The 16,253-nt window shown below is 66.9% G+C and carries 16 protein-coding genes; 11 read left to right on the top strand and 5 right to left on the bottom strand.

Annotated features, from left to right (window positions below; all coding sequences use genetic code 11):
• Positions 1–9 precede the first annotated feature (9 nt).
• Entirely contained in the window at positions 10–240 is a 231-nt protein-coding gene (locus AC1MDG_RS04710) for a hypothetical protein (protein ID WP_479807867.1), read from the top strand.
• A gap of 52 nt (positions 241–292) precedes the next feature.
• Here AC1MDG_RS04710 and AC1MDG_RS04705 read toward each other — a convergent pair whose 3' ends face one another.
• Together AC1MDG_RS04705 and AC1MDG_RS04700 are read right to left on the bottom strand one after the other, a co-directional pair.
• On the bottom strand, positions 293–1,087 hold the full coding sequence (locus AC1MDG_RS04705) for an alpha/beta fold hydrolase (RefSeq protein WP_479807866.1): 795 nt from the start codon (positions 1,085–1,087) through the stop codon (positions 293–295).
• A 121-nt stretch (positions 1,088–1,208) separates the two neighbouring features.
• Entirely contained in the window at positions 1,209–2,078 is an 870-nt protein-coding gene (locus AC1MDG_RS04700) for a pullulanase X25 domain-containing protein (RefSeq protein ID WP_479807865.1), read from the bottom strand.
• Positions 2,079–2,392: 314 nt separating this feature from the next.
• Here AC1MDG_RS04700 and AC1MDG_RS04695 point away from each other — a divergent pair, with 314 nt between their 5' ends.
• On the top strand, positions 2,393–3,367 hold the full coding sequence (locus tag AC1MDG_RS04695; RefSeq protein WP_479807864.1) for an aldo/keto reductase: 975 nt from the start codon (positions 2,393–2,395) through the stop codon (positions 3,365–3,367).
• A gap of 217 nt (positions 3,368–3,584) precedes the next feature.
• On the opposite strand, the gene AC1MDG_RS04690 is transcribed toward AC1MDG_RS04695, so the two are convergent.
• The gene (locus AC1MDG_RS04690; protein ID WP_479807863.1) at positions 3,585–4,721 is read right to left on the bottom strand and encodes an adenosine deaminase; all 1,137 of its coding nucleotides are present in this window, start codon (positions 4,719–4,721) and stop codon (positions 3,585–3,587) included.
• Between the two features lie 48 nt (positions 4,722–4,769).
• Here AC1MDG_RS04690 and AC1MDG_RS04685 point away from each other — a divergent pair, with 48 nt between their 5' ends.
• Together AC1MDG_RS04685 and AC1MDG_RS04680 are read left to right on the top strand one after the other, a co-directional pair.
• On the top strand, positions 4,770–7,385 hold the full coding sequence (locus AC1MDG_RS04685) for an excinuclease ABC subunit UvrA (protein WP_479807862.1): 2,616 nt from the start codon (positions 4,770–4,772) through the stop codon (positions 7,383–7,385).
• Between the two features lie 289 nt (positions 7,386–7,674).
• Positions 7,675–8,340 carry a transglycosylase family protein gene (locus tag AC1MDG_RS04680; protein ID WP_479807861.1) on the top strand — a complete coding sequence of 222 codons (666 nt, stop codon included), beginning with the start codon at positions 7,675–7,677 and terminating at the stop codon, positions 8,338–8,340.
• An 87-nt stretch (positions 8,341–8,427) separates the two neighbouring features.
• Here the strand turns inward: AC1MDG_RS04680 and AC1MDG_RS04675 are convergent, their stop codons facing one another.
• Positions 8,428–9,015 carry a hypothetical protein gene (locus AC1MDG_RS04675; RefSeq protein WP_479807860.1) on the bottom strand — a complete coding sequence of 196 codons (588 nt, stop codon included), beginning with the start codon at positions 9,013–9,015 and terminating at the stop codon, positions 8,428–8,430.
• A 228-nt stretch (positions 9,016–9,243) separates the two neighbouring features.
• On the opposite strand from AC1MDG_RS04675, the gene AC1MDG_RS04670 reads away from it, so the two are divergent.
• From AC1MDG_RS04670 to AC1MDG_RS04640, 7 genes are all read left to right on the top strand, one after another.
• Positions 9,244–10,149 (top strand): MSMEG_6728 family protein, encoded by a 906-nt coding sequence (locus AC1MDG_RS04670; RefSeq protein ID WP_479807859.1) that lies wholly within the window; start codon positions 9,244–9,246, stop codon positions 10,147–10,149.
• 55 nt (positions 10,150–10,204) lie between these two features.
• Positions 10,205–11,137 (top strand): SDR family oxidoreductase, encoded by a 933-nt coding sequence (locus AC1MDG_RS04665; protein WP_479807858.1) that lies wholly within the window; start codon positions 10,205–10,207, stop codon positions 11,135–11,137.
• Between the two features lie 43 nt (positions 11,138–11,180).
• Complete coding sequence (locus tag AC1MDG_RS04660) at positions 11,181–11,588, top strand: DUF1622 domain-containing protein (protein WP_479807857.1); 408 nt, start codon at positions 11,181–11,183, stop codon at positions 11,586–11,588.
• Positions 11,589–11,629: 41 nt separating this feature from the next.
• Entirely contained in the window at positions 11,630–12,409 is a 780-nt protein-coding gene (locus tag AC1MDG_RS04655; RefSeq protein WP_479807856.1) for an isocitrate lyase/PEP mutase family protein, read from the top strand.
• Between the two features lie 77 nt (positions 12,410–12,486).
• Entirely contained in the window at positions 12,487–13,164 is a 678-nt protein-coding gene (locus AC1MDG_RS04650; protein ID WP_479809021.1) for a YqjF family protein, read from the top strand.
• Positions 13,165–13,241: 77 nt separating this feature from the next.
• Positions 13,242–14,066, top strand: coding sequence for a helix-turn-helix transcriptional regulator (locus AC1MDG_RS04645; RefSeq protein WP_479807855.1), 825 nt, complete (start codon positions 13,242–13,244; stop codon positions 14,064–14,066).
• A 190-nt stretch (positions 14,067–14,256) separates the two neighbouring features.
• Positions 14,257–15,183 carry an SDR family NAD(P)-dependent oxidoreductase gene (locus tag AC1MDG_RS04640; RefSeq protein ID WP_479807854.1) on the top strand — a complete coding sequence of 309 codons (927 nt, stop codon included), beginning with the start codon at positions 14,257–14,259 and terminating at the stop codon, positions 15,181–15,183.
• Positions 15,184–15,329: 146 nt separating this feature from the next.
• Here AC1MDG_RS04640 and AC1MDG_RS04635 read toward each other — a convergent pair whose 3' ends face one another.
• Positions 15,330–16,193, bottom strand: a complete 864-nt coding sequence (locus AC1MDG_RS04635) for a hypothetical protein (protein WP_479807853.1) — start codon at positions 16,191–16,193, stop codon at positions 15,330–15,332.
• Positions 16,194–16,253: the final 60 nt, after the last annotated feature.

Below are 16,253 nucleotides of genomic sequence, written 5' to 3'. Positions count from 1 at the left end.
GAGAGCATCATGACTATTCCGCCGCTTCCCGAGCCGGATCCGTTCCCGCCGGAACCGGGACCCACCGGACCGCCCGACCCGGACAACCCCTTCCCGCCCAGCAGGCCGGACCCCACGGAGCCCCGGCCGCCGCATCCGGGACCGGAACCATCCCCGACGCCCGGTCCGCTGCCGATTCCGGACCCGGGACCCATGCCGCCGGTGCCACCCGCACCGAACCCGGACCCCACACGGTTCTGAAATTCGGCTCACGGCGGCGCTTATCGCCGATGCGTGATTAGCCGATGCGTGGTTAGTCGCCGATGCCGTGCAGGAACCGGCGCACTTCGGTGTTGAACGCCTCCGGCGTTTCGGCTGCCACCAAATGCCCGACGCCGGGAATCACCACGAGCTGCGAACCGGGAATCTGTCGGAGCATTTCCTGCGCCACCGCCAGCGGCGACCGCACGTCTTCTGCCCCGTAGAGCAGCAGCGTGGGGACACTGATGGTGGGAAGTACGTCACGGTAATCGGCATGCCCGCTGGCGCTCAGCATGGCCCGCATGCCTGCGGGATGAAAGTCGGCCATGATGGCGCTCGTCTCTGCGACGACGGCCGGGTCCGCGCGCTCCGTGAACAACGTGGGCAACCAGACGGGGATGAACTGTTCCGGCGGCTGGTCCAGCTCGGCGAGTATCTGCGCATACCGGCGCTCGACTTCCTCCGGCGGCAGCGAGCCGGCCCAGCCGGCGTAGGCCGAAACCAGCAGCAGCGAAGCCGCCATGTTCGGGTGGCCCCGGTACAGCTCCAGGGCGACGCCTGAACCCCAGGACAGCCCCAGTACGTGCGGTTTCCGCGGCGCCACCTCGCGGAGGAACCCGGCGAGGGCATCGCCCAGTTCACGGCCGGAGAAGTCCGGCGGAGGATCGTCGGACCGGCCGCAGCCCGGGGCATCCCAGGCAATGACCGTGAACTCGCCGGACAGGCCTTCCAGCTGTTGACGCCAGACGCGGCTGTCCTCGTACGCACCGTGAAGGAGCACCAGCGGAGGACCTTGGCCCGCACGCTGATAGCTGATTCGCAGTCCTGAAATCTCAACGGTGTCCATGCCGCACCGCCCCTTTGTGGAGCTGACCCTGATGGCTCTGATTCTAGGCCGATCAGGGTCAGCTGCCTACAGGAGCGGCGCCGCGGCGCCGCTTGGAGCAGCGCCGCTGGAAAAGTGCCGCTTATACCAGGGTGATGTCCCGGGTCCGGTGATCGTAGTTGAAGGTGATCCGGCCGCCGGGGTGGTGGAGTTCGTGGTTGGCGCCGTCAAACGCACCGAACGCCCCGTAGTTCTCATCCCAGGAGCGGTTGAGCGCGATCTTGAAGCTGTAGTGCCCGGCCGGAAGGTCCGTGGTGAGCTTCCACAGCTGGTCCACTGCATCCAGCGTCATCTGCGCTTCGTCGTACTGCGGCGCCCAGTTCGCGGGCGCTCCCAGCAGCACGTTGAAGTCACCGGCGATGGCCACTGCTTCCGGCTGGTCGATCGTCTCCACGCTGGGCGCTTCTGCCGGGGTGTCCTCGCTGGCTTTGGCCGGCTTGGCGGCAGCCTTGCGCGTGCGCACAGCCTTCGCCACAGGCGCCACGGCGTCCTCGATCAGCTCGGCAGCCTTTTCGACCACCTTGGCAGCCTTGGAGGGCGCCTTCTTCTTCGGTGCGGCCTTGGGAGCCGCAGCCTTGGCGGGAAGAGACGTGGGGACCGGAATGTCAGCGGGCACCGGAGTTCCCTCGGCGAGCGCGGTGGCAAAGGAGTCCGCATCCGGGAAGGCCACCGTGGCGCGGAGGCCGTCCTCGGTGATGGTCCAGCCGCTGCGTCCCTTGACGAGCCAGCCGGCCTTGACCAGCTTGCTCGTGGCGGTGGTCAGTGCCTTGTGTCCCCGGGGAATGCCTCCGCTGAGCAGCTCACTTTCCTTCTCGTTCAGCGGTACCCGGACCGTGGCCTGGGCCAGGACCGCGCCCGCGCCGAGGGTCTCGCCTGACAGAACGCTTTCTGCGAGGATGTCGAGCACTGATTTGAGTCGAACAGTGGTGGTGTCTGCAATAGCCGTGGGCATATTTGTCCTTTCGAGCAGGTGATCACTCAGCATTTTGCCAGTGAACTGTAACTAGAGGCGACTATGGGCGTTAACAACGTGTGTCGTGACCGACTGTGACGCCGAATGCAGCGCAAGTGATCTTAGCGTCTCAGCTATGAGGCGGAAACAACGGGACTTTGGGCCTGTTGACAAGCAAGCGGACCAGCTGGATGCCGGACCACCCGTTGTGGGCCCGGAAAGTACCTGCCTATAGTGGCGTCCTGCCTCTAACGAGGCGACCTTCCCGTGAAGCCACTACGCCAGTCCGACATTCCCTCGATGAGGAGACCACCATGGACACCCGCACTCTTGGCACGCTGACCGTTTCTGCCCTAGGCCTCGGCTGCATGGGCATGAGTGAGTTCTACGGCACGGGCGACGACAACGAATCCGTGGCCACCATCCACGCGTTCCTCGACGCCGGCGGAACACTCTTGGACACAGCGGATATGTACGGACCCTTCACCAATGAACAACTGGTGGGACGGGCCATAGCCGGCCGGCGGCCCGAGGTTGTCCTTGCCACCAAGTTCGGCAATGAACGCCGCGAGGACGGCTCCTGGGTTGGCATCAACGGCCGTCCCGACTACGTCCGTTCCGCCTGCGACGCGAGCCTGCAGCGCCTCGGGGTGGACCACATCGACCTCTATTACCAGCACCGCGTGGACAAAACTGTGCCCATCGAGGACACCGTGGGTGCCATGGCGGAACTGGTCCAGGCCGGCAAAGTACGCCATCTGGGCCTGTCCGAGGCCAGCGCCGACACCATCAGGCGCGCCCACGCAGTCCATCCGATCACTGCGCTGCAAACTGAGTACTCCCTCTGGGAGCGGGAACCGGAGACGAAGGTCTTTCCCCTGCTGGCGGAACTTGGCATCGGCTTCGTACCCTACAGCCCGCTGGGCCGGGGCTTCCTGACCGGCCAGTTGCGCACCCCCGAGGACTTCGCGCCAGACGATTTCCGGCGCCACTCGCCCCGTTTCCAGGGCGGGAACTTCACCCGGAACCTCGAACTTGTGGACAGGGTGAAAGAACTGGCGGACCAGAAGGAGTGCACCCCCGCGCAGCTGGCGCTGGCCTGGCTGCTGGCGCAGGGCGAACACATCGTCCCCATCCCCGGCACCAAGAAGCGCGGGCGCCTACAGGAAAACCTCGGTGCGCTCGACGTCGAACTCTCCGACCAGGACCTCACCCTGCTCGACGAACTGGCCCCTGCCGGGGTGGCGGCGGGGGCACGCTACCCGCACATGGATTCGATCGACGTCTGAGACCGGCCGCCCCAACGCTCATGCAGTCGAAGCCGTCCTCCTGGTTCAACGCCAGCAGCATCTTGCGGGAGCGGTCCACCCCCATCTTCTCAATGGCAGGCTTCATGGAATGGTAGACGCCGGGAACCTGCGGCCCAATCCTTGGGTTTGCCCACCTCTAGGTTGTTTTCGTCAGCTTCTTCCACGGCCCCCAAGCACTCGCCAGGCCCGCGCCAACTCAGGAGTAGCCGAGTTCCGCGAGCAACTCGGTTTTGCGCTCCTCGTCCGCGAACGAGGAGCGGATCGAGTTGGAGGCCAGCCGCACCCGGTCGAACTCGGACAGCCCCAGGACGGTTTGCAGCTGCACGAAGTTGTCGTCCACATAGCCGCCGAAGTACGCAGGATCGTCCGAGTTCACGCTGACGTTCAGTCCCGCAGCGAGCATGGCCGGCAGCGGGTGCTCGGCCAGGGTGTCCACGGCACGGAGCCGCACGTTGGACAGCGGGCATACGGTCAGCGGCACGCGCTCCGCGACGAGGTGCTCCACCAGGTCGGGGTCTTCCATGCAGCGGATGCCGTGATCGATCCGCTCCACGTCCAAAAGTTCCAGCGCATCGATAATGTACGACGGCGGGCCCTCCTCGCCGGCGTGCGCGATCCGGTGCAGACCTGCTTCCTTCGCCCGCGCGAACAGCCGTTCGAATTTGGCCGGGGGGTTGCCCACCTCGGCCGAGTCGAGGCCGATGCCGGCGATGGGCGCGTTCATGGCCAGCAGCTGTTCCAGGACTTCGAGGGCCGATTCCTCGGACAGGTCGCGCAGGAACGCGGCGATGAGCAGGGTGGACACCCCGAACTCCTCCAGCGAGTTGGCCAGCACGGAGGCGACCCCGTTCACGCAGGTTCCCAAGGGGATTCCGCGGGACACATGGGCCTGCGGGTCCATCATGATTTCGGCGTGCCGCACTCCCGCGGCCGCCGCACGGGCAAGGTAGGCGCGGGTCATATCCGCGAAGTCCTGCTCCGTCTGCAGCACGGCCATGTTGGCGTAATACAGGTCAAGGAAGGACTGCAGGTCGGTGAACTCGTAGCGGGCGCGCAGCTCGTCCAGGTCCGCGTACGGCAGTGTGATGCCGTTCCGTTCGGCAAGGGCGAAGATCAGCTCCGGCTCCAACGTCCCTTCAATGTGGAGGTGCAGCTCGGCCACCGGCAGAAGCTTGACAGGCTGGTCTGTTGCGGCCTCTTCGGCGTCTGGCTGTGCCGCGCCGGGCTGGTCAGTCAGGGGCTGATCGGCCAAAGGCTGTCCAGCGTCGGATACAGGAGCATCGCTGAGTGCTGGCGCGCCGCCGGGTCCGGGCGCGCCGTCGTAAGTTTCCATCCGGTAAGGATATGCCCGCAACGCCCCCGCACCGATAGAGTCGAACCAATGCAACATAACAAGCAGGCTTCCAATATGCCCTTCCTGACTCCGGACCACCCCACCGACGGATTCGTCCGGGTGCGCGGAGCGCGGGAAAACAACCTGCGCAACGTGGACGTGGACGTGCCCCGGGACGCCATCGTCGCGTTCACCGGCGTTTCCGGTTCCGGCAAGTCATCCCTCGCCTTCGGCACCATCTACGCGGAAGCCCAGCGCCGCTATTTCGAGTCCGTGGCCCCGTACGCCCGGCGCCTCATCCAACAGGGCCACAACCCCAAGGTGGAGCTGATCACGGGGCTGCCTCCCGCCGTCGCGCTTCAGCAGCGGCGCGGTACGCCGAGCAGCCGGTCCACCGTGGGTACGGTGACCACCCTCTCCAACTCTCTGCGCATGCTGTTCTCCCGCGCCGGCACGTATCCGGAAGGCACGGCCCAGCTGGACTCGGACGCGTTTTCGCCGAACACGGCCGCCGGCGCCTGCCCCGTCTGCCACGGACTGGGCATTGCCCACACGGTCAGCGAATCATCCCTGGTGCCGGACACGTCGCTGAGCATCGCCGACGGCGCCATCGCGGCCTGGCCGGGCGCGTGGCAGGGCAAGAACCTCCGCGACATCCTCAGCCACCTGGGCTACGACGTCAACACGCCGTGGCGGAAGCTGCCCAAAAAGCACCGCGACTGGATCCTCTTCACCGAGGAACAGCCCGTAGTGGAGGTGACGCCGAAGCGGGACCGGGTGGCCAAACCGTACAAGGGCCGCTTCTGGAGCGCCAAGAGCTACGTGCTCCACACGCTGGCCGACTCCAAGAGCGACACCATGCGCCAGCGCGTGCTCCGGTTCATGGAAACGGGACCGTGCGAGCGCTGCGGCGGCAGCGGCCTGACGCCCGAGGCCCTGGCCGTCACGTTCGCGGGCCGCACCATCGCCGAGCTCAATGCCGTGCCCATGGCGGAACTCGCAGAGATCATCCGGCCCACCAGCAACCTCAAGGACGCGGGGACGGCCAGCCGGGCTGCGGCCTCGGGCGAAACCAACGAAGTGGCGGTCGCCATCACCCGTGACCTCCTGCTGCGGATCACCGTGCTGCTGGAGCTGGGCCTGGGCTACCTCGCCCTGGGCCGGGCAACGCCCACGCTCTCCCCCGGCGAAATGCAGCGCCTGCGGATCGCCACCCAGCTGCGCTCCGGCCTGTTCGGCGTGGTCTACGTGCTGGACGAGCCGTCCGCCGGGCTCCATCCCGCCGACGCCGAGCCCCTGCAGGCCGTGCTCGAAGCGCTCAAGTCCTCCGGGAATTCGGTGTTCGTGGTGGAACACAACATGGACGTGGTCCGCCGCGCCGACTGGCTGGTTGACGTTGGGCCCCGCGCCGGCGAAGGCGGCGGCGAGATCCTGTACAGCGGCCCGGTGGCCGGGCTCGCGGAGGTGGAATCGTCCGTCACGCGGCCCTTCCTGTTCCCGGACGGCGGCGGCGCGAATCGCGACAGCAGGAAGAATCACGGCAAGAAGAACGACGGCGGCCCCCGCAGGCAGGCTGAGGTCAGGCAGGCGGACGGCTGGCTCGGGTTGAAAGGCATCAGCCGGCACAACCTTCGCGATCTCGATGCGGAGTTCCCGCTGGGCATACTGACCGCGGTCACGGGCGTTTCAGGCTCGGGCAAGTCCACGCTGGTGAGCCAGGTCCTGGCCGAGGTAGTGGGGGCGCGGCTGCATCCGGAAACGGCGGAGAATGCGGCCGTCGCGGCGGTAACCGCCGAAGACCTTGAATCCGGGGACGCCGGGTCCGGAGAAGCGCTCATCGTTTCCGAAGCCGTCGCAGAAACCAGCGGAATGGAGCGGATTGACCGGCTGGTGCGGGTGGACCAGAAGCCGATCGGCCGCACGCCGCGGTCCAACCTGGCCACGTACACCGGACTGTTCGACGCCGTACGCAAGGAATTCGCTGCCACCGAGCAGGCACGCGCCCGGGGTTTCGGCGCAGGACGGTTCTCCTTCAACGTGGCCGGCGGCCGCTGCGAGACCTGCCTGGGCGAAGGGTTCGTGGCCGTCGAGCTGCTGTTCCTCCCGGGCAGCTACGGCCCCTGCCCTGAATGTGGGGGGTCGCGCTACAACCCGGAGACGCTTGAGGTGACGTACGACGGCAGGAACGTGGCCGAAGTGCTGGCCATGACCGTGGACGCCGCCGCGGAGTTCCTTGCCGGCGTTCCCGCCGCTGCCCGCAGCCTTCAGACCCTGCGCGACGTTGGCCTGGGGTACCTCCGGCTGGGCCAGCCCGCCACCGAGCTCTCGGGCGGCGAGGCCCAGCGGATCAAGCTGGCCACGGAGCTCCAGCGGGCACGCCGCGGCCACACGCTGTACCTGCTGGACGAGCCCACCACGGGACTCCATCCCGCGGACGTCCAGCTGCTCATGGCCCAGCTGCACGGCCTGGTGGACGCCGGCAACACGGTCATCGTGGTGGAACACGAGATGGACGTGGTGGCCGCCGCGGACTGGGTGATCGATCTCGGCCCGGCCGGTGGCGACGCCGGCGGTGAGATCGTGGCATCCGGGACGCCCGCCGCCGTCGCGCGTTCCGCAACTAGCCGTACGGCGCCGTTCTTGGCCACGGCGCTGTCTCACTGATCGGCGCAGGCCATCACGCGCCCCCGAGGGGACGCCGGTTATGCCGGGTATGTATTTCGATTTGATAACGGGGCGGCACTGTCTTAGCGTAGAACGTAATCCCGCCAAGCGGGACAACGAATGCCCGGTGCTGCCACCACCAGTTACTGCCCGGCCGGCAGACACCGTACATGACCTCTAGTTCGTCAGGGGCGGGCAGTGGCGCGACAACGTCCGGGGACGGACCGAGCGCAGGTGGCCCTCAGGAGCATCCACTTTCATGAACACCTCCACTCGTATGAACACACGCATGACCAAGCCCAAGCTGGGCACCGCGGCGCGCCGCGGAGTGACGCTGGCCGCCGTTTCCGCGGCAGGTCTCGCGCTGTCCGCCACAGCCGCAAACGCGGCCGTGCCCACGGCAACCAGCACCAGCACCTGGGACGCACTCGCCCAGTGTGAGAGCGGCGGCAACTGGAGCACCAACACCGGCAACGGGTTCAGTGGCGGGCTGCAGTTCACGGACAGCACCTGGGCGGCGTACGGCGGCACCGGATCGGCGGCCAACGCCACCCGCGAGCAACAGATCGCCGTGGCCGAGAACGTCCAGGCCAGCCAGGGCTGGGGCGCCTGGCCCGCCTGCGCTGCCCAGCTGGGCCTGAGCGGCGGCGGCGGAGCACCCGCACCCAGCGTTCCGGTCACCCCTGCCCCCGCCGAGGTACCGGTGCAGGCCGCGCAGGCACCCGTGCAGGCCGCCTCGGCTGCAGTGGCTCCGGTGCAGGCCGAACCCCGCCACGCCGCACAGGTTCCGTTGAGCGGCGAAACCTACACGGTTGCGGCCGGCGACACCCTGAGCACCATCGCCGAAAAGCTGGACATCACCGGCGGCTGGCAGACCCTTGCCGACGCCAACACGGACACCATCGTGGACCCCGACCTGGTGTTTGAAGGACAGGTGCTTCAGCTGCCCGCCTAGGGTTTAGGCTGCAAAGCGTTAAACAACGACGCCGGAGCGTTCCCTTGGCGGGGAGCTCCGGCGTCGTTGTTTCTTAAGTCAGTTGTTTTAGGCCGCCTGCGTGAAGGCCGCCTGCGGCAGTTCGCGGACGATCCGGACTTTCCAGGCGGAGTCGTCGCTGGTGTCCAGAAGGGCCACGGTGCCGATGTGCAGGTGCAGGGCCACCCGCTTTGCGGCCAGGAGCTCCAAGTAGAGGTGCTCGTTCATGCGGGCCGGCGAATCGATCACGAACTTCACCGCGTCACGCACCTTGCGGTAGTTGTCGCTGCGTTCGCGGTGCAAGTGCAACTCCAGCGAGTGGCGCTGGCGCACCTTCGGCTCATGCGAGTTGAGCCACGAAACTGCTGCGTGCACTCCGACGACAACGGCGAGGGACACGGCGTAGATCCACCATCCGGTGGACAGCAGGAACAGGGGAAGGTTGGCGATGGCCACCACCGCGATGAACAGGCGGAGGGCGACGATGCGCCGGAGTGTGAGGGCAACTGAGCCGAGGGCGGCGCGGAAGCCGTGCTGCTCCTTGCGGGCCGCTTCCGGGTCGATGGTGAATTCATCAAGCACCAGGATGCCCTTGGCTTCCGGGCTCAGCATTTGTCCGAACTTCGGCGTGAACGGAACTGCTTGGGTAAGTGTCATTTCGTGTCTTCCGGAGGGTGGCTGAGGCGGGATTTGGTTGGGGTCATCTTAGTGAAATTGTGACCGTGTTGTCTCCCCCGTCTCAGCATACGGTCCAGTAGACTACGCCGCGCTGCTCTCAGGCCGCTCACATCGTAACAGCGTTTGCCGCTGCGCCGGCGCCAGCTCAGCGCTGTGCCGCCGCCGCCGGCATTTGGTCTGGGACCGCGGCACCTCCACACTTGAAGGATGCAGACTTTCCTTCCCTACCCAGATTTCCAGCAGAGCGCCGCGGTCCTCGACCGCGTCCGGCTCGGCAAGCAGCGTGTCGAGGCGCTGCAGACACTGCGTGCGCTGGTGATCCCGGAGTACGGCTGGCAGTCGCACCCGGCCATCCGCATGTGGATGGGCTACGTCCCCGCACTGACCATGTACGGCCTGGCCATGGTTGATGAATGGATCGCACGCGGCGGCGAGGACACCACCCGCGCCAAGATCCTCGAATTCGCACCGCAGGCAGACCACGCAGCCTACGCCGCCAAGATCCCTATGCCGCCGTGGCTCGGCGAGCCCGACCTGCACCTCAGCCACCGCTCCCGGCTGCTGCAGAAGGAACCGCGCTTTTACAGCGAACTGTTCCCCGGAACGCCGGCGGACCTGGAGTACGTCTGGCCTGAACCCCGGCATGAGTTCCTCCCCGAGGATCCGGTGGGCGACCGCCTCTGGATCCTGCGTGCCCAGGTGGGAGACACCGCCCCGGACAAGCTCGACACCATCAGCCTGCCGGAGGTTGGCCGCGCCGCGAAGGCCGCCGCCCAGTCCGACGAGTACGAGTTCGTGTACGCCGACACTGACTCGCGGCGCCCGGCCAAGAACCCCAAGAAGCGACCGCCCAAGCAGCTCGTGAAAAAGCCCACCCGGAAGCGCCAGCAGCAGGAGGAGGCCTTCCGCACCCTGCCCGGCAACTCGGCAATCGCCGTGCCGTTCGACGGCGGCGCCACGTTCGCGATCGGCAAGGTCCAGGGGCGCCCCATCACGGTGGACGGCCGTTTCGCCCGGAACTTCCAGGTCACGGACGTCGTGGAACGCTCCTCGTTCGACTACCCCGCCCTGTTGCAGGACCCGCGGCTGTTCTTCCCGGTTCCGGCGCCCTAACCGTTAATCGCGGGCTTGGCCAAGGCTTCGCCGCCGCTCTGGCAGACTGGCCCGTATGACTGTTCTTATGGCCGGCTGCGGCGATCTGGGTACCGAGGCCGGGCTGCGTTTCGCGGCAGCCGGCCACCGCGTGGTGGGGTGGCGGCGGTCGCCGGGCAAGCTTCCGGCCGCCATCGAGGGTGTTGCGGCTGACCTGGCCCGGCCGCCGCTGCCGCCGGTCCCGGCGGACACCACCGCCGTCGTCATCGCGGTAGCGGCCGACTCCCCCACCGAAGAGGCCTACCGGGCCGCCTACGTGGACGGACTCTCGAACGTCCTGGATGCGCTGGAGCGCGACGCGAAACTTGTGCCGGTAAGGGAGCACGGTGGCGCGGCGCTGCCGTCGCCGCTTCGGCGTGTGTTGTTCGTCTCCTCCACTGCCGTGTACGGCGACGCGGAAGGCGGCTGGGTGGATGAAAGCACGACGCCGGCACCCGGCGGATTCTCCGGCCGCATCATCCGCGAGGCGGAGGATCTGCTGCACCAGCGCCTGGACGGCACCGGGATCAGCCCAGTGGTGCTCCGCTTGGGCGGCATTTACGGTCCGGGGAGGACCAGGCTGATCGACCAGGTCCGCTCAGGGGCGGCGGTGGCCCCGGCGGAGCCGCGCTACACCAACCGCATCCACCGGGACGACGCCGCGGCGGCGATCGTGCACCTCTGCACCGTGGCCGCCGACCCCGGCCCCGTGTACCTCGGCGTGGACAACGATCCCGCGGAGCTCGGCGAGGTCCAGCGTTTCCTGGCCGACGAGCTGGGACTCCCGCGGCCGTCGTCGGACGTTCCGGGTGGTGCCAGCAGCGGCGGAGCGGGCGGCGAGCCGTCCCGGGGCGGCAACAAACGGTGCAGCAATGCCCTCCTCAGGAGCACCGGGTTCGAGTTTGCCTACCCCACCTTCCGTGAGGGGTACCGCGCGATCCTCGCGGGCGAAGGCGTCCGCCACCCGTGATGCCGCTGCACTTTTCTTTGTCCGAAGCCTTGTAAGGGGAACAGTGGATTTCCAGCACATTATCGAGACCGTGGGCAGGTTCATGGACTTTGCCGGCGTCGCCGTCATGGTGATCGGCGCCGTCGTTTCCATCCCCATGGCGCTGCGCGGATTCCAGCCGAAACGCCTGCCGCCGGGCTCCGAGCCGCTTTCCGTCTACCGCTCCTACCGGCAACTGTTGGGCCGTTCCATCCTGCTGGGCCTTGAACTCCTGGTGGCAGCGGACATCATCCGGACGGTCGCCGTGACGCCGACCTTCGAGAGCGTGGGCGTGCTGGCGATCATCGTGCTCATCCGGACCTTCCTGAGCTTTTCGCTGGAACTGGAAATCACCGGCCGCTGGCCCTGGCAGAAACAGCCCGCCGGCGCGACAGCCTCTGCCGGCGCGTCGAGCTCATCATCGGAGGGCTGAAAGCCTTCACCCGTGTCAGCCCCCTCGGTTAGGCTCGCAGCATGACTGAAACCAACGCCGCTAAAGCCGCCGAACTGCTCCGCCTCCACCAGGCACCGGAAATCCTGCAGGTCATCAACGTCTGGGACGCCATCACCGCAAAGGTTGCCGCCGATGTCCCGGGTACCGCCGCCCTGGCCACGGCCAGCCACTCCATTGCGGCCTCGCTGGGTTACGAGGACGGCGAGAACATCCCCCTGGACCTCATGATCGAAGCGGTGGGACGCATCGCAGCATCCACCACCCTTCCGGTCAGCGCAGACCTCGAATCCGGTTACGGCAACCCGGGCGAGACAATCCGGAAGGCGACCGGCGTGGGAATCGTTGGCGCCAACATCGAGGACCAGATGCGTCCGCTGGCCGACGCCGTCGCCCAAATGGATGCCGCCGCCCAGGCAGGCCAGGCCGAAGGCATCGATTTCGTCCTCAACGCACGCACCGACGCTTTCCTCAAGGGCAAGGACCGCGACCCCGCTGACGTGCTGGCCGACGCCATCGAACGCGGCCGGGCGTTCCTCGACGTGGGAGCAACCACCGTTTTCGTTCCCGGCCTGCTGGACGAGCCCACCGTGGCCGCCCTGGTTGACGGCATCGGCTGGAACAAGGTGTCCGTCATCAACGTTCCGGGGTCCCTTGCTCCGGCGAAGCTGCAGGAACTGGGCGTGGCCCGCATTTCCTATGGCCCTTGGACCCAGCGGGTGGCCCTGACGGCCTTTGCCGACGCCACCGCCGGGCTCCTGGCCGGGGGTGCGCTGCCCGAGGGAACACGGGCACTCAACTAGTGGTCGGTCCGGAGCTGCAGGGCCTGGGATTGCCCGACCCGTGGCCGGAGCCGCCGGAGTTGCCCTCCCCCGTGATCATGGACCAGCGGTGGACCGACGCGGTGTTCCTGCACTGGCGCATCCCCGAAGCGGCGGCGGCAGCGTTCATGCGGGCCGGGGTGGTGCCGGACGTTTTCGACGGCTCGGCGTGGGTGGGGCTGATCGGCTTCCGCATGCAGAAGGCGGGCATCGGCCGTGGCCCCGCAGTGCCGTTCTTCGGGGATTTCAACGAGATCAACGTCCGGCTGTATTCGCGGGAACCGGACGGCACACGGGGCGTGGTCTTCCTGAGCCTCGACGCGGACCGGCTGGCCGTGGTGCTGGCCGCCCGCGCGGCTGGCATTCCGTATGTGTGGTCGCACGCCCGCTTCCGTCCGGCCCGTCCCGGCAGCCCGTCCACCGGCTATTCGGTGCGGCGGTTCCGGCGCGGAGCAACGAGCGACTTCGCGGTTGTGCCGGCGCCCGACGACGCGGCCGCGGATCCGCTGTCCATCCACCTCACGGCCAGGTTCGGGCTGCACTCCCGCTTCCGCGGCCGCACGCTGTACATCCCGAACACCCATTCGCCCTGGCCGCTCTACCGGGCTGAGCTGACGATCCTTGAGGACGGGTTGATCGGCGCCGCCGGACTCGATGTGGCGGGTCCGCCCGAGTCCGTGCTGTTCTCCCCCGGCGTCCGGACCCAGTTCGGCCGGCCGCGGGTGCTTGGCGCGTAACCGCACAATCGGCAGGGCTGGCCCGCCGGGCGGAGGGACGTAGTCCTCTGGCAGGCCCCCGGGCGTAGATTAGGTCCGTGGCAAAGAACATCGCCTTCGGACAGTACCTACAGGCCCGCCGAAAGCTTGTCCGGCCGGAGGACGTTGATCTGCGAAGCTATGGACGCCGCCGGGTTTCGGGCCTTCGGCGTGAAGAGGTTGCTGGCCTGGCAGGCATCAGCGTGGATTACTACGTGCGCCTGGAGCAGGGGAAAGACCACCATCCTTCACCTCAAATATTGGACGCCCTTGCTCGCGCGCTGCGCCTGGACCCGCCCTCAACCGTCCATCTGCACCGCCTCGCGCAGCCGGCACTCCGCCCCCTGGCCAGTCCACGTCCGGCCGGGGTGGCGGAGGGTCTGTCGCATTTGCTGGTCACGTTGGCCCACGTTCCCGCCTTTGTTCAGGACCGGTTCATGAACGTCCTCGCTGCCAATCCGATGGCTGTTGCGTTGTCCCCCAGGAACGAGCCGGGCACGAACGTGCTGCGAGCAGCTTTTTTGGATCCCGCCGAGCGGGAGTTGTATGAGGACTGGGAACGCGTCATGGAGGAAGCGACCGCGGGGCTTCGCGCCTCGGTGGGGGAACGCGTCAACGACCCGCAGCTTGAGGAGCTGGTCATCGAGCTGTCAGAGCGCAGCGCCTACTTCCTCGAGCTCTGGGGGCGGCACGATGTACGCCCAAAGGTGGCAGGCAAACGGACGCTGCACCACCCGGTTGTGGGCGAGCTCGAGCTCTTCCACGAGAAACTGGCCGTAACCGGAACGGACGGTCATTTGCTGGTCATTCATCACGCCGAGCCCGGCAGCTCATCCGAACAGGCGCTGGAGCGCCTTGCCCGGACACTCCCGGGCAGCACCTGAATCCGCCATCAGCAGCGGCACTGAATCACGCCAAGGGTAGCCCCCGCATTCATATGAATCACGGGGTTCTGGCTGCCCTTTTTCGGCCGGAGCACACTGGATTTTAGGGCGATCCGTAATCCTGCTCCGTTTGAACAGGGCGGCCCGTTCTTAGGAAGACATTAAAACCTGCCGAAAGAAGACCGTCCCCATGGCAAGAATAACCACCCCCTTCGGATTCAGCTCCACCACGTCCGATGTCACCGACGGCATCGACTTCACCGGGAAGCGTGTTGTCGTCACGGGCGGCGCCTCGGGCATCGGAGTCGAAACGGTCCGCGCCCTCGCCGCCATCGGCGCCGAGGTCACCCTAGCCGTGCGCAACGTCGAGGCTGCGGCGCCGGTGGCCGGGAAACTTCGCGAGTCGACGGGCAACCCGAACATCTTCGTGGGCCGGGTCGACCTCGCGGACTTGGCGTCGATCACGGAATTCGCCGGCCGCTGGACCGGCCCCCTGCACGTGCTGGTCAACAATGCCGGCATCATGGCCCTGCCCGAACTCGAGCGGACTCCGGAGGGCTGGGAGATGCAGTTCGCTACGAACCACCTGGGCCACTTTGCCCTCGCGCAGGCCTTGCACGGAGCCCTGGCCGAGGCCGGGAACGCCCGCATCGTGTCCCTGAGTTCCAGCGGGCACCTGTTCTCCCCGGTCATGTTCGATGACCCGCACTTCAACTTCGTCCCCTACGACGCCTTGGTCGCCTACGGGCAGTCCAAGACCGCCTCGACGCTGTTCGCCGTCGGTGTGACCGCCCGCTGGGGACAGGATGGCATCACCTCCAACGCCGTCATGCCCGGCGCCATCGCCACCAACCTCCAGCGCCACACCGGGGGGCTGCGCACACCCATCGAATGTCAGAAGACCCCACAGCAAGGTGCGGCGACAACCCTCTATGTGGCGACATCCCCGGAACTCGAAGGTATCGGCGGCCGCTACTTCGAGGACGTCAACGAGGCCCGCGTCGTGGATCACCGTGGCCCCGACTACACCGGAGTGGCGCCCTACGCACTCGATCCAGCCAATGCCGAGCGCCTTTGGGACCTCTCCACCGAGCTCCTGGCCCGGAAGACCGCGTGAACAGCATCAGCTCTTCCATGCAGAAAGTTTCATGACATCACCGGCACCACCACCACACCAGACGCGATACCCCTGACCGCACTATCGGCCGCCCGGTGCGCCTCCCCTACGTCCGGCACGGCACCGGACTTCCGGGCTACGCCAAACTACGCGGACGAAACTAGCCGGAAGGCGTAGCGGCTCTCGGCCCCGTTACTTGGGGCCATGTTGAAGTCCGCCCCCTTTGTCGGCAACTCCACCGACGCTTCAAAGACGTCACCGTTGCAAGGGACGCGCACCGGGGCCAGAACTTCGGCCCCTGCCCAACTGGACACCGAAAATTGAGCTTCGGGCGGTCCTTCGCAGATGAAGTGCACTACGTAGCTGCCCGGTTCTGCTGGCATACCCATGCTGGTGGGGGAGTTCGAGCTTGCGGAACCTGCGTGCTGTCCAGCTATTTCGGGTTGTAGCTGCTGCGCTGACCACTCCGCCATGTCTTTCAGCGCTGCGGCGCGCGGATCAGTATTGGGCCGGATGGTGACGCCAGCCGCGGCGGGCTTGTCCATGGGCGGGGTGGCGCTGATGGTGATGGGCCCGCCGGTGTGCCGGATGAAGCGCTCCATGACGGAGTCACACGTGTAGGGCACCGTTAGTGGTGCCTTTTCGCCTTCAACAATGGCGACCTTAACTCCGTGAACACCAGCGCATGCGCTCTTGACCATGTAGTCACCGGGAGCGAGATCAACCGACAGTTCCCCGGCCGGCTCCGTTTCCGACGGCATTCCAGGATCATCCGCAGATATCTCGAGCAACCGTGCCACCTCGTCGACATTGTCCTCAAAAGATGGCTTCTGCTCGCTACCGCCCTGAGTCGGCGAGACGGCGGCCTTGTCCCCCGGCCCGCTGTACTCACATCCTGCCAGCGGAATGATGAGGGCTGCTGCAACTAACCAATATCTTGCTAAACGCATCTGTTCCCCCCTGAGCTGACGTCGTCCTGAGTCTAACCCCCTGGTTTCGCGGTTCAGCATGCTCCGGGACACCGAATGATCGCGGGCAGCCCAACGGACGCGAAGGCAACTATTGTGGGA

The organism is Arthrobacter sp. AIWTK1 (assembly GCF_056680535.1).
The sequence above is the reverse complement of the archived record's forward strand: the minus strand, read 5'-3'. Positions and strand labels throughout refer to the sequence as shown.